Origin of the sequence: Kribbella sp. NPDC050820, assembly GCF_040653975.1 — a bacterium.
Lineage (GTDB): Bacteria > Actinomycetota > Actinomycetes > Propionibacteriales > Kribbellaceae > Kribbella.
Window position 1 is genome coordinate 1 of sequence record NZ_JBFAHB010000052.1, and the last position, 13,059, is coordinate 13,059.

Below are 13,059 nucleotides of genomic sequence, written 5' to 3' on the forward strand. Positions count from 1 at the left end.
GGCGGCGACGGCGATCCGTCGCCGCTTGTCCGCTGCCACTGTCGGTGGACCTGATTAGGCTGTCGGTATGTGCGGAAGGTATGCGTCCAGCCGGGATCCGTCCGACCTCGTGGCCGAGTTCGAGATCGAGTCCGGGAACGTGCGCGAGTCCGTGCAGGAGGTGGGGGAGAACTACAACGTCGCGCCGACCGACCAGGTGATCGCGGTGGTCGAGCGGAAGAACCGCGAGGCGCCGGAGGAGACGGTGCGCAAGCTGACCACGGTCAAGTGGGGGCTGGTGCCGTCCTGGGCCAAGGACACCTCGATCGGGAACCGGCTGATCAACGCCCGGATGGAGACGGTCGCGGAGAAGCCGGCCTTCAAGAAGGCGTTCGCGACCCGGCGCTGCATCCTCCCCGCCGACGGGTACTACGAGTGGTACAAGTCCGAGCAGAAGGTGAACGGCAAGCCGGTCAAGCAGCCGTACTTCATCCGCCCCGCCGACGGCGGCATCCTGGCGATGGCCGGGCTCTACGAGATCTGGCGGGACCAGACAATTGAGGACCCGGAGTCCGACGAGGCCTGGCTGTGGACCTGCACCGTCCTGACCACCTCGTCCACCGACGACCTCGGCCGCATCCACGACCGGATGCCGCTGCTCGTCGAGCGCGAGCGGTACGACGCCTGGCTCAACCCGCTGAACTCCGACAAGGACGACCTGCTCGACCTGCTCGTCCCGGCCGCACCCGGACGGCTCGAGGCGTACGCCGTCTCCAAGGCGGTCAGCTCGGTGAAGAACAACGGACCGCACCTGGTCGACCCGCTCCCACCCGACGGCGTCGACCCGCTCGACAAACCCGAGGAGCCGAAGGAACCCCCGCTGTTCTGACCCACCGTGTCCTTTGACGCACCGCGCCGACACCACCGATCGGTGCTGAAGTGATGACAGGATGGGGCGGTGACCGACGAACGGATTGTGGGGACGCCGCACGGGGACGCCCGGATCGTGGCGCATCGGGCCCGGCGACCGGTGGCGACGCTGGCCCTCGGTCACGGCGCCGGGGGCGGAATCGAGTCGGCCGATCTGGCCGCGCTGGCGTCCCGGCTGCCGAAGCAGGACATCAACGTGTTCCTGATCGAGCAGCCCTGGCGGCATGCCGGGAAGAAGCTTGCCCCCGGCCCGAAGATCCTCGACGAGGCCTGGATCGCGATCATCGGCCAGCTCCGGATCCGGACGCCGCTGGTGGTCGGCGGCCGCAGCGCCGGCGCCCGGGTGGCCTGCCGGACCGCGAGCAGTCTGGGGTCATCCGGCGTACTGGCTCTGGCCTTTCCGCTACATGCGCCGGGGAAGCCGGAGAAGTCCCGGGTGGACGAGTTGCAAAGTGCCGGCTTGCCGACGCTGGTGGTGCAGGGGGAGCGGGACCCGTTCGGGATGCCCGAGGAGTTCCCGCCGCTCACCGAGATGGCCGTGGTGCCGGATGCCGACCACTCGTTCAAGGTGCCGAAGCGCGCCGAGCTCAGTCAGCAGGAGACCCACCAGCTGCTGGTCGAGGCCGTGTTCGAGTGGGTCAGCCGCGAAGTGTCCGGATAGTGGTCACCGGTTGACCACCGCCGCCGTACGGGGAATGCCCCCGCGCCCGGGCGTGTTGTGCCGGGCATGATGGCGACGAGAGAGGCTCCGGCGAGGACCGGCGGGAAGACCCCGGTATTCTCGATCCCGATGCCGACTCCCACCACGACCGAGACACCCGAGCAGCGGACCGCGCGCTTCGAGCGCGAGGCGCTGCCCTTCCTCGACCAGATGTACGCCGCGGCGATGCGGATGACCCGTAATCCGTCGGACGCCGAGGACCTGGTCCAGGACACCTTCGCGAAGGCGTACAGCTCATTCCACCAGTTCACGCCCGGCACCAACCTGAAGGCGTGGCTGTACCGGATCCTGACCAACACGTTCATCAACGGATACCGCAAGCGCCAGCGCCAGCCGACGCAGTCGCCGACCGAGGAGATCGAGGACTGGCAGCTGACCGCCGCCGAGTCGCACACTCCCGGTGGCCTGAAGTCGGCCGAGGCGGTCGCGCTGGAGCATCTGCCCGACTCCGACGTCAAGGAGGCCCTGCAGGCGATCCCGGAGGACTTCCGGCTGGCCGTCTACCTGGCCGACGTCGAGGGCTTTGCGTACAAGGAGATCGCCGACATCATGGGTACGCCGGTCGGCACCGTGATGTCGCGGTTGCACCGTGGCCGGCGCCAGCTGCGTGACCTGCTGGGCGACTACGCGCGCGACCGGGGCCTGATCCCGTCCGACGAGACCGGAACCGAGGAGGAGTCGTGAGCTGCGGCGAGCACCACGACATCGACTGCAGCGAGATCCTGCAGCGTGCGTACCTTTTCATCGACAACGAGCTCGAGGGCGCCAGTACCGACGAGATCCGGCAGCACCTCGAAGAGTGCGCGCCGTGCCTGGACGAGTACGACCTGGAGCGCTGCGTGAAGAAACTCGTGCACCGTTCCTGCGGTTCCGACCACGCCCCCGACGCACTCCGTCAGAAAATCCTTCTCCGCCTCACCCAAATCCAGGTCGAAACCACCATCACCACCACCGACTGAACGCGCCGCGGCTCAGATCGAATGCGTTGTGAACATGTAGCTGTAGGTGTCTCCACGCCGTAACAGCGCCAAAAGTTCCTTGGCGTAAGCGGCATGAAGCGGTGAAACAGTCTCGAGTACTGCGGCCGCCGCGGCGGCATTTGTCAGCGCGTTTGAACGATCATCTGCGGCGGCGTTGATGCGGGCGATCTCGAGCAGCAGACGGCCTTCCCGAATCGCGTTCATGGCCCGCCGGGCGGAGGCGAGTCCCGCCTCGGCATGGCCGAGTGCGCGGTCGAAATCCCCTTGCGCTGCCAAGGCGAGGGTAAGAGTTTGGTGGGCTTCGGTCAGGCGAATGTCGTCCTTCGTCTGCTCCGCGATTGCGAGGCTCTGCAGAGTCCAGCTGACGGCGTCGTCGTGCCGTCCGACCAGCAGGTGCGAGAAACCGGCGTTGATGTAGCGCTTGTAGACCGAACGCGCGTCTCCGGACTTCTCGGCCAGGCCGATCGCGTGTCGGAACGCCTCGTCCGCGCGGCGGTGGTCGCCCGCCTGGTTGTGCAGTCCGGCGACCGCTGTGTAGGCGACCCCCTCCAGCGTCGGGTCGCCCAGTTCCTGACTGAGCCGGAGCGATTCGTTGCCGAACGCCAACGCTTCGTCGATTCGGCCGAGGTGGCCGAGGACGTATGTCAGCGACGAGCAGCAGCGTGCCAGACCGGCGATGTCTGCTTGCGCGCGGAACATCTCGAGCGCGGTGAACAGGTGCTCGGCAGCCGACTCCAGACCGCCGTTCTCGACCTCAGGGATAGCGCTGTCGTGCTCGAGCCAGGCGGCCATCAACGGCAGACCATGCTGCGCGGCCAGCTCCGCGGCCCCTCGTCCGAGTTCGCCCATCTCGACCCAGCGACGCCGCGGCTCGAAGTATCCGAACAGTGCGAGCGCCAGTTCCGGGAGCAGCGCCGTCCCCGCGAGCGCCGACGTCGTCGCCTGCGCGACGCGGTCGGTCAGGTTGCGTTGCTCGTCGTCGAACCAGCGCAGGGCCGAGTCGAGGTCGGCGAGAGCGGGGAGCGGCTCGATCTGAATCGTGGCGAGCGCCAGCCGGGGGCTCGCCTCGTGGGTCAGCGCATGGCAGCGCCAAGCACAGCCGATGTAGAGGCGCACGATGCGTTCCAGTCCGGCGTCACGTTCTGCCGGGGTCAGCGTCTGGTCCGCGAGCTCGCGGCCGTAGGCGCGGATGAGGTCGTGGAAGCGGTAGCGCTCCGGAGCGACCGAGTCGAGCAGGTTGAGGTCGACGAGGCGTTCGAGGATGGCGTCGGCGCGGAGGACCGGGACGTCGAGCAGGTGGGCGGCGACGGCGGTGAGCAGGTCCGATCCGTCGGGCACGCTAAGCAGCGGCAACGCTCGCGCGGCGTCGCGATCAAGGCCACGCTCGCTGGTCTCGAGGAACTGGACCGAGCTCGCGATGCTCGCCCGTACGCCGGTCTCGCCGGCTTCCAGGCCGTCGAGCCGGCGGCCCTCGTCCTGCAGGAGATCGACGAGGTGGTGGATCGGCCACGTGGGTCGCGCGGTGAGCCGCGCACCGATCAAGCGGACCGCCAAGGGAAGCCGGCCGGTGAGCAGAGCGAGACTCTCCGCAGCGGCCGGCTCGGCCGCGATCCGGTCGGCGCCGACGACCCCAGACAGCAACTCGACCGACTCCAACTCCGACAACGCGTCGAGCCTGACCTGCCGGGCCCCGGCCAGCGTGGCCATCGACCCGCGGCTGGTGATGATCACGGCCGACCCAGGACTGCCCGGCAGCAGGGGAAGGACGTGCGGTACGTCAGTCGCGTTGTCGAGCAGCACCAGCATCCGCCTGCCGGCCAATTGGGACCGCAGCAGCGCAGCCGCCTCTTCGACGCCCTCGGGGATCAGTTGCACATCGAGCCCGAGGGAGCGAAGCAACTGGCGCAGGGCTTCAGTGCTCGTCATCGGCTTGCCGGGCCCGTAACCACGGAGGTTGAGATACAGGTGGCCGTCGGGATAGCTGCCCACGAGTTTGTGAGCAGCCTGGATCGCCAGGGCCGTCTTGCCGATGCCTCCCATTCCGGTCACCGCGACCAGGCCGACGGCTCCGTTGCGCCGGGGATCGCGAAGCGCGGACAGGACCGCCTCGATCTGCGCCGCACGACCGGTGAAGTCCGGGGTGGCCGGCGGTAGCTGCCACGGCATCGGCAGTACCTCGGCGGACGGAGTCTCCGGCCCATGGGCTCGTGGGCCACGGCCCTTGCCTCGCGCAACAGCGAGGAAGTGCGCGGTCTCGCCCTGGTCCAGTTCGAGGGCCTCGGTCAGCACCCGGATGGTGGCCACCCGGGGACGGCTCCTGGTGCCGCGCTCGATGACACTGATCGCCTGCTCGCTGAGGCCGGCCTTCTCGGCGAGGGCGGCTTGGGTGAGGCCGGCGCGGGCCCGGTACTTTCGCAGCAGTTCGCCCAGACTGTCCGTGATCACGTCACCCACCTCCCCTCACGCAGCGGCTTTCAACCGGCTACGGTCGGTGCCGGAGCCCCCGCTAACTCTAGGAGGCTCTGCCGTCACGCGCTGGCGTTGTCCAAAGCGATGACTGGACCGGTTTGGCTTGGATCGGCGGTGTGCGCATGGTTCGGCGGACCGGAAAGTCCAACGATCGTTTGAAGATTGCATTCGGTATTCGGATGCGAACGCTCCGAATACAAGACCTCTGTGCGCAGAGGTCTGAACCGACCCGTAACCAAATTGCAAAGACCCCGGTTTTGGCCGGGGTCCTCGCTGTCTGTAGCCGCCTGAGTCAGGCGTTGGGGCGCTTGCCGTGGTTAGCGCCCTTCTTCTTGCGTGCGCGGCGCTTGCGGCCGGTCTTGCCCATTCCTAAGCCTCCTTGTTACAACTGCAAAGAGTCACAGTCTCTCATATCCCGAGGGACTCTTCAGTTCGTGCGGCGGGTCACGGTCTGGCTTACAGTGTTTTGGCGCACGTCGGATGAGCAAAATTCCAGCCAAGAGTCAGCGATGCGCTGTCTGCCCCCCTGAACCTGCTTCCGCGGGTTTCGAGACTACGCCGCTGTTCGGAGGTGACTATCATGACGAACGACAGCTGGGACTGGTGAACTGTGTCGTAGCGGAAGGCTTGAGGTGGCGCCCCAGTGAGAGCTTCTCTGCTACGAGCAGCGGTTGCCGCGGTCGCCGTGGCTGCACTGGCGGTGTGGATCATCGCTCTCACCAAGATCACCTTTGGTTACACGACGCTTGCGCTGTGCCTTCTCATGCTCGTCGGCGGGGCTCTCCGGTTCCGGGTGCTGCCGAATCATCCTGCTGCCCTCGACTCGGTCGCGCTGGTAGCGGTCTTTGTCATTGCCGGCCCTTGGTACGCCGTTGCTGTCTCCGTCTTCGGCTACCTGGCCCAGTTACGGCAGCCGTCGCCCGTCATCAAGCGAATCTTCAACCCGTCCTACCGGGTGCTCGCTGCCGGCGGCGGTGGTCTCGCGTATGCCGCGGTCGGTGGGCCGATCGGCGCCGACGCTCTCGAGCACATCCCGATCACCGTCGCGGCCGCCGTCGCCGGCACGATCGGGCACCAGTTGACCAACGCACTCCTGGTCAGCCTGATCCTGTGGCTCGAGGGACAGGTGCGGGTTGTCGAATTCCTCCGGTCGGTGATCGGACCGACCTTCCTGCCGATGCTCGGCTACAGCGCTCTGGGGGTGCTGCTCGCGGTGATGTGGATCGGGGGCCTCAACATCGTCGCCTGCTTCCTGGTGGTCGTGCCGCTGATCGTCGTCCGGTGGGCGCTGTCGCAGTACCAGGCCGAGCGCGCTGCCCAGGCCGCGACGATGCGCGCCTTCATCCAGGTCATCGAGACCAAGGACCTGTACACCCGGGGACATTCCGAGCGTGTCAGTGCGGGCGTCGGGATGCTCGGCCGGTACCTGCGCCTGCCCGATGATCGCCAGAACGCCCTGGAACACGCGGGTCTGCTGCACGACGTCGGCAAGGTGGGAGTGCCGACCAGCATCATCCGCAAGCCCGGCAAGCTCGACGACTCCGAGATGGACGCGATCCGGCTGCACCCGGCACGTGGGGTCGAGCTGATCGGCAACATCCCGTTCCTCGAAGAGGTGAAGTCGGCCGTGCTCCACCATCACGAGAAATACGACGGATCCGGCTATCCGGCCGGCCTCAGCGGAGCCGGTATTCCCTACTTCGCGCGCATCATCGGCATCGTCGACGCTTTCGACTGTCTCACCTCGACCAGGTCCTACCGGCCCGCACGGAGCGTCGAGGAGACCCTGGCAATCCTCGTCCAGGACAAGTACACGCACTTCGATCCCGACCTGGTCGACGCGTTCGTCCGGGTGATCAAAACCCAGGGCTGGAGCGCCGCGGCGGCCGACCAGCCGGCACCGGACGAAACAGTGCAGGCCAGCCTCGATCACGACGACCTGAGTCTCGGCAGCGGCGGCGGGGCGTCCGGCTCGGCGGCGGGACCGGCATGACCATTCCGGGCGACCTGCAGGGCTATCGATACGAGGAACGGCGGCTGGGCAGCGGAGTCGTGCTGGCCGCCGCAGGCGGCGCGGTCGGCCTGGTCGGGGTGATCCTCACGGTTGGGCACGGCTTGACCGAGTGGCCTTTCGCCATCGCGTTCGGGCTGCTGATCGCCATCGGCGAGATGGTGCAGTTCCGGGTGGACCGGAGCCGGAACCGGGCGCCGATCGCGACCAGCGCCGCGCTGGCCTACGTGATGATCCGCGAGCCGGCTGTGCAGGTTCCTCCCGACGTCGCACAGGTCATCGCGGTCACCGGCGTCGCCACGCTCGCCGGAATCTTTCCGCGCGCCGTGGCCGGGCTGCCCTGGGATCTGGTGATCTCCAGCCGGCGCGTGCTCTCGGTGGCCTGCGCCGCGGTGGCTTTCAACCTCGTCACGCCCGACGACCTGTCCTGGAACGGCTCCTGGACGCATGCCTTGCCGCTGACCGGCGCGATGCTCCTCGGAGTGCTGGCCGCTGGAGTGGTGGACGCCCTGGTCGGCGCGGGACAGGAGACGGAGCGGGACAATCGGCCGTTCCCCGCAGCCCTGCGCGATGAGCTGGCGGTGATGGGACGGATCGGCTTGGCGATGGGAATCAGCGGCATTTTGCTCGCCGCCGGCACGTCCCTGATCGGCCTCTGGGCCGTCCCCCTGGTGGTGGTTCCGCTGTTGCTGACGCAATTCGCGTTCCGGCGGTTCGCGTCGGCACAACGCACGTATCGGGCAACGGTCCGCTCGATGGCTCGCAGTACGGAGATCGCCGGGTTCAGCAGCCCTGGGCAGAACGCGCGGACGGCGCAGCTGGCCGTTGCGCTGGGCCACGATCTGGGGTTGACGCCGTCGCGGATGGAGGCGCTGGAGTACGCCGCGCTGCTGTCCGGAGTCGGTCAGTTGGCGTTGGCGGATCCCAGTCCTGGCGGGGCTTCGCTGCTCCGGACCAGGACGGAGCGCCAGCGAGCAGCGGAGATCGGGGCAGCGGTCATCGAAAGGTCAGGTGTCCTCGAACACGTGGCGGAGATCGTGCGGCATTCGAATGACCCTTACCGTCAGGGCCGGGCGAAGAACGCCGACATCCCCGTGGAGAGTGGGATTGTCAATGTGGCGTTGGCCTATGAGCAGTTGGTCGGTGAGGGGACCGGGCAGTCGCCGGGGAAGGCGATGGAGTCGATCGGGTTGGGGATCGGGGCGGAGTACGACCCGGTGGTGGTCGAGTCACTCAGGAGGGTGATCGGCCGGGGCTTCCGCTTTTAGGCGAAGCAGCGCAGGCGTTCCCGCACAAGGCTTCAGGTCGTCCCAGACCGGCGCCTCGGTGGCCGGGATACGGTGCGACCCGCCCATTCCGGCGTACAGCAGAAGGCCCGCTCCGGCGGCGATCAGGACATCTCCTGGGCTGACCGCCTGGCCGAGCCCGGGAAGGGCCACCGGTACGACGTCGCCGAGCCACGGCAACCGGGTCGTCGCATCGGACAACTCGTGGCGCGGTGAGCTGGTGAAGGGCCCGACGCCGGCGCGGGCCAGCGCGTCGGCGTCGACCGGCATCGCGCCGTTCAGGGCGACCACCAAGGCGTTGCAGAAGAAGCCCAGGGCAAGCAGTCCGACACCGGGATGCCGCAGGTTCTGGCGGAGGAAGACCGCGATGCAGACCGCGGACCCGACCAGCCCGACCGGGTACGCCGTACTGCCGATGATCGCGCCGAGGAACTGGCCGATCGCGGCGGCGGCCAGCCAGTGCACGCCGGTCAGCGAGTTGTCGGCCAGGCTGGTGAGGCGTCCACCCGTTGCCCAGGCCGCACCCGCGGCGAGCACCATGACGAGGAGGACCAGCAGCACCCTCGCGATTCTGCCGTGGCGGACTCGGAATCCCGGGCAAGCTGATCCCGCAGCGTGTCGACATAACGGCAAAGAGTGATGGCGGCCCCTTCCGGAGAAGGGACCGCCATCGGTCGGCTCAGGACTTGGCCGAGGCCGCGCCGCCCTCGTCGAGCAGCTCCGGAAGGTCCTTCACCCCCGGGTCGCCCTGGTCGGCGCGGTAGTCCGACGCGTGCGTGCTGTCCACACCGTCCGGCACCTTCACCGCCCGGAACACCAGCGTCAGCACGACGACCACGATCAGGTTGAGCCCGAAGGCCGTCAACGCGATGTAGGCCTGGGTGTCGGTGAACGGGATGTTCGTGACCGAGCCACCGAAGTGCTTGCCGGTCGCCGGGTTGACCACGTTGTAGGCCTCGAGGGTGCCGTACACCATCGCGACCGCCCAGCCGGCCAGCAACGCCCAGCGATGGAACCATCTGGTGTACAGACCGACCACGATCGCCGGGAAGGTCTGCAGGATCCAGATGCCACCCAGTAGCTGGAAGTTCAGCGCGAGGGTCTTGTCCAGCGTGAGGACGAACGCCAGCGCGCCCAGCTTCACCACCAGCGACGCGAGCTTGGAGACCTTCGCCTCCTGGGCCGGCGACGCGTTCGGTTTGAGGAAGTCGCGGTAGATGTTGCGGGTGAACAGGTTCGCGGCCGCGATCGACATGATCGCCGCCGGCACCAGCGCCCCGACCGCGATCGCCGCGAACGCGATCCCGGCGAACCAGGACGGGAACTCCTGGTCGAACAGCCGCGGGATGGCCAGCTGCGGGTTCGCGATGCCGTCCAGGCCCTTCACGTCCACGTTGGCCTTGATCGCCATGAAGCCGAGCAGCGCGAGCAGGCCGAGCAGCAGCGAGTACGCCGGCAGGATCGCGGCGTTCCGCCGGACGATGTTGCGGTTCTTGGTCGACAGCACCGCGGTGACCGAGTGCGGGTACATGAACAGCGCCATCGCCGAGCCCAGGGCCAGCGTCCAGTACGCCGAGTAGCCCGTCTCACCCGGGATGAACGCGCCCACCGGCTTGCCGGTGTTCGGGTTCGTCGCGGTGAGCTTGGCCTCCGCGGCGTCGAAGATCGAGCCCCAGCCGCCGAGCACGTGCGGCAGGTAGAAGATCGCGACCGCGATCACCAGGTAGATCAGGCCGTCCTTGACGAACGCGATCATCGCCGGCGCCCGCAGGCCGGAGGAGTACGTGTACGCCGCCAGCACCGCGAACGCGATCAGCAGCGGCAGGTCCTTGGCCAGCAGGTTGTCGCCGCCCAGGCCCATCGTCTCGAACACGGCCTGCATACCCACCAGCTGCAAGGCGATGTACGGCATCGTGGCGAGGATGCCGGTCACCGCGACCGCCAGCGACAGCGACTTGCTGCCGTAGCGGCCGTGCACGAAGTCGGCTGGGGTCACGTAGCCGTTGCGGTGCGAGACCGACCACAGCCGGGACATGAAGATGAAGATGATCGGGTAGACCACGATCGTGTACGGCACCGCGAAGAAGCCGCTGATCGCACCGGTGGCGTACATCGCGGCGGGTACGGCGATGAACGTGTACGCGGTGTAGAGGTCGCCACCCAGCAGGAACCAGGTGATGAAGGTGCCGAACCCGCGGCCGCCCAGACCCCACTCGTCCAGGTTGTCCAGGTTGCCGGTGCTGCGCCAGCGAGCGGCCATGAAGCCCATCGCGGTGACGGCGCCGAAGATGAGTACGACGATCGTGAGCTGGACCCAGTCGACTGTGTGGTTCACTGGTCGCCCTCCTTCGCCGCAGCCGGCTTGTCAGGGTCACCAAGGCCCTGCGCCGCCCGTCGCTTGCGCTCCTCGGTGATGACCAGCTTGTAGCAGATGCTGACCAGGGCGGCGGAGAGGAAGACCCAGAGGAACTGGTACCAGTAGAAGAAGGGGAAACCCCACAGGCGGGGTTCGTCCCTGGCGTACGTCGACACCAGGAGCGGCACCACGACCGCGATCGCCAGCAGAACGCCGGAGATCCAGTACGCGGGTCTGACCGCGGACAATCGGGACACTGCAAACCTCCTCGGGACACAGGCGCAACGGAGCACGCTACCGTTCGACCCGACACGGGACCAGATCTAAGTGCCGGGTAACATCAGGCACTCGTACCAGGGTGGTTCATGGACAACGAACGAGCATGGTTCGTACGGCGGGTCGTGCTGTCCGTTCTCTTTCTGCTGATCGTTGCCGTCCCGCTGTATCCGGAGCTGTACGGCCTAGACGAGGTCACCCCTTTCACGCAACTTGTGGCGTTTCGCCCGCAGGGACTGGCTGTTCTGCTGCTGCTCGGCCTGCTCATGCTGGTACGGCGGGCCTGGCGCATCGCCGCCGTACTCGTGCTGGGCCTGGCGCTGACCGGGGCGGTGCTGACGGCGCCGCGGCAGTTCTCCGACGCGGACCCGCCGTCGGACGGCGCGCGGGTGCTGACGATCATGGTCGCCAACGTGCTCGGCGGCGGCGCCGACGCCGGAGCGGTGGCCAAGGTGATCCGGGAGCGCCGGCCCGACCTGGTTTCGTTGCCGGAGGCACAGGTCGACGTCCGCGAGGACATCCGGGCACACCTGCAAGGCCTTGCGTACAACGGTTACACGCTGCAGCCGAGCAAGGCGGTCGAGAGCGCGACGAGCGTCCTGGTGTCGTCGTCGCTGGGCACTGTGCGTTTCCAGGCCGACCAGCTCGGCACGACCTTCGGGCACATCATCGTGACCGGCGGGAACCTCGGCGACCTGCGGCTGATCGCGTACCACGGCTTCCCGCCGTTGCCGGCCGAAGTGACCACCTGGAAGCAGGACCTCGACGTCCTCCGGCAGTGGTGCGCGCAGAATCCGCCGACGATCGTGGCCGGCGACTTCAACGCCACCACGGATCACGCGGTCTTCCGGTACGCGCTCGGCTCCAATTGCCGCAGTGTCGCGTCGCTGACGGGCGCAGGCCTCGTCGGGACCTGGCCGTCGGACCGGCCGGCGGTCACGCGGACGCAGATCGACCACGTGCTGATCACCCGGCAACTCGAGCCGGGGCGCTTCACGACGTACGCGATCGAGGGCAGCGACCACCGTGCCGTCGTCGCGACTGTCTCCGTACCTAAGACTGGGTAGCGGCCGGGCGGTAGATGTAGGGCTGGGAGGCCTGCACTGCTTCGGTGAGCATCAGCAGCATGTCGGCCCGGGCCTCGATCGGCCGGCCGAACAGCTCGTCGTCACCCGGGATCGGGAACCCCTTCACGCCGATCGCCAGCTGGCTCAGCAGGACGTGCAGAACACCACGGGCGTTGAAGACCGAGGGAGTGGGCCACTCCGGCAACGTCTCGTGCATCAGCGGCTGCTGGGCGGCAGTCGCGGCCACCGGCTTCAGCCAGCGCTCGAGCTCGTCGCTGGTCAGCATGTTCCGGTGCAGGATCGTCATCACCGCATGCGCGACCCGGTCGTGCTCCTCGTGCACCCAGCGGTACTGCGTGTCCTTCACGATCCGGTCGGCCAGTACGTCGAGCAGCGCCCGAAGCACCCCGGTGTCGCAGTGCCGCGACCGGGCCAGCGCGCCGATCGCGTCCGCGCCATGGGCAACGGCATGCGCCCACCCGCAGTCCGGCACGTAGCCGCGCAGGTCGCGCTCCCGCAGCAGCCAGGTGGCCAGCCGGTCGCCCCAGCGCATCACCACCTCGTCGTGCACCAGGAACTCGGCGTTGTCGCGGTGGATCACCTCCGCAAGCGTCAGCGCGGTGAACGACCGCCGGAAGACGGTGTCCGTGCCGTCCTCACCCAGGCCGTACGCGAGGCCGGCACACAGACCGTCGCCGAAGCCCGGCAGCAGGTCGTCGTACACCCCGCGCTCCAGCCAGGTGGCCAGCGTCGGGTACGCCAGCGCGTCCCGGATCTGCGGGTTGGTGCTGGCGAGGCCGCGGACGAGCTCCTCGGTGAGGTCGGTCAGACCACGGTCGCGCGGTACCGCGTAGTCCGCGGCCATCACGTCCTGCCAGTACGTCGACTCCACCGAAGCATCCTTTCATCCGTGCCTGATCAATCAACACCTAGATACACCCACTTGTCGAGTGGACCTCAGCGGGTACTGGTATGAGCCGTCGG

General features: G+C 67.9%; 12 protein-coding genes. 7 read left to right on the forward strand and 5 right to left on the reverse strand.

The annotated features are described in order from the left end of the window. Positions 1-67 precede the first annotated feature (67 nt). The 4 genes from AB0H36_RS33190 to rsrA all read left to right on the forward strand — a co-directional run bounded on the left by AB0H36_RS33190 (position 68) and on the right by rsrA (position 2,589). Positions 68-868, forward strand: a complete 801-nt coding sequence (locus tag AB0H36_RS33190; RefSeq protein ID WP_360532717.1) for an SOS response-associated peptidase — start codon at positions 68-70, stop codon at positions 866-868. A gap of 69 nt (positions 869-937) precedes the next feature. Continuing rightward, positions 938-1,570 carry an alpha/beta family hydrolase gene (locus tag AB0H36_RS33195; protein ID WP_360532720.1) on the forward strand — a complete coding sequence of 211 codons (633 nt, stop codon included), beginning with the start codon at positions 938-940 and terminating at the stop codon, positions 1,568-1,570. Between the two features lie 129 nt (positions 1,571-1,699). Continuing rightward, positions 1,700-2,314: a sigma-70 family RNA polymerase sigma factor gene (locus AB0H36_RS33200; RefSeq protein WP_132207908.1), complete on the forward strand. Its 615-nt coding sequence runs from the start codon at positions 1,700-1,702 to the stop codon at positions 2,312-2,314. Continuing rightward, the gene (rsrA, locus tag AB0H36_RS33205) at positions 2,311-2,589 is read left to right on the forward strand and encodes a mycothiol system anti-sigma-R factor (protein WP_360532723.1); all 279 of its coding nucleotides are present in this window, start codon (positions 2,311-2,313) and stop codon (positions 2,587-2,589) included. The genes AB0H36_RS33200 and rsrA overlap by 4 nt, the downstream gene beginning before the upstream one ends. 12 nt (positions 2,590-2,601) lie before the next feature. Here rsrA and AB0H36_RS33210 read toward each other — a convergent pair whose 3' ends face one another. Next, positions 2,602-5,055 (reverse strand): helix-turn-helix domain-containing protein, encoded by a 2,454-nt coding sequence (locus AB0H36_RS33210; RefSeq protein ID WP_360532726.1) that lies wholly within the window; start codon positions 5,053-5,055, stop codon positions 2,602-2,604. A 667-nt stretch (positions 5,056-5,722) separates the two neighbouring features. On the opposite strand from AB0H36_RS33210, the gene AB0H36_RS33215 reads away from it, so the two are divergent. Then, the gene (locus AB0H36_RS33215; RefSeq protein WP_360532729.1) at positions 5,723-7,072 is read left to right on the forward strand and encodes an HD-GYP domain-containing protein; all 1,350 of its coding nucleotides are present in this window, start codon (positions 5,723-5,725) and stop codon (positions 7,070-7,072) included. After that, positions 7,069-8,358 carry an HD domain-containing phosphohydrolase gene (locus tag AB0H36_RS33220; RefSeq protein ID WP_360532732.1) on the forward strand — a complete coding sequence of 430 codons (1,290 nt, stop codon included), beginning with the start codon at positions 7,069-7,071 and terminating at the stop codon, positions 8,356-8,358. The genes AB0H36_RS33215 and AB0H36_RS33220 overlap by 4 nt, the downstream gene beginning before the upstream one ends. On the opposite strand, the gene AB0H36_RS33225 is transcribed toward AB0H36_RS33220, so the two are convergent. The 3 genes from AB0H36_RS33225 to AB0H36_RS33235 all read right to left on the reverse strand — a co-directional run bounded on the left by AB0H36_RS33225 (position 8,320) and on the right by AB0H36_RS33235 (position 10,989). Continuing rightward, a complete protein-coding gene (locus tag AB0H36_RS33225; protein ID WP_360532735.1) occupies positions 8,320-8,937 on the reverse strand; it encodes a DUF5317 domain-containing protein in 618 nt (205 codons plus the stop codon). The two genes, AB0H36_RS33220 and AB0H36_RS33225, sit on opposite strands and share 39 nt — an antisense overlap. A 118-nt stretch (positions 8,938-9,055) precedes the next feature. Beyond that, entirely contained in the window at positions 9,056-10,711 is a 1,656-nt protein-coding gene (mctP, locus tag AB0H36_RS33230; protein WP_360532738.1) for a monocarboxylate uptake permease MctP, read from the reverse strand. Next, entirely contained in the window at positions 10,708-10,989 is a 282-nt protein-coding gene (locus AB0H36_RS33235) for a DUF3311 domain-containing protein (RefSeq protein WP_360532741.1), read from the reverse strand. The genes mctP and AB0H36_RS33235 overlap by 4 nt, the downstream gene beginning before the upstream one ends. 108 nt (positions 10,990-11,097) lie before the next feature. On the opposite strand from AB0H36_RS33235, the gene AB0H36_RS33240 reads away from it, so the two are divergent. Next, positions 11,098-12,075, forward strand: a complete 978-nt coding sequence (locus AB0H36_RS33240) for an endonuclease/exonuclease/phosphatase family protein (RefSeq protein WP_360532744.1) — start codon at positions 11,098-11,100, stop codon at positions 12,073-12,075. Here AB0H36_RS33240 and AB0H36_RS33245 read toward each other — a convergent pair. Continuing rightward, entirely contained in the window at positions 12,062-12,967 is a 906-nt protein-coding gene (locus AB0H36_RS33245; protein WP_360532747.1) for a DUF2785 domain-containing protein, read from the reverse strand. The two genes, AB0H36_RS33240 and AB0H36_RS33245, sit on opposite strands and share 14 nt — an antisense overlap. Positions 12,968-13,059 lie beyond the last annotated feature (92 nt).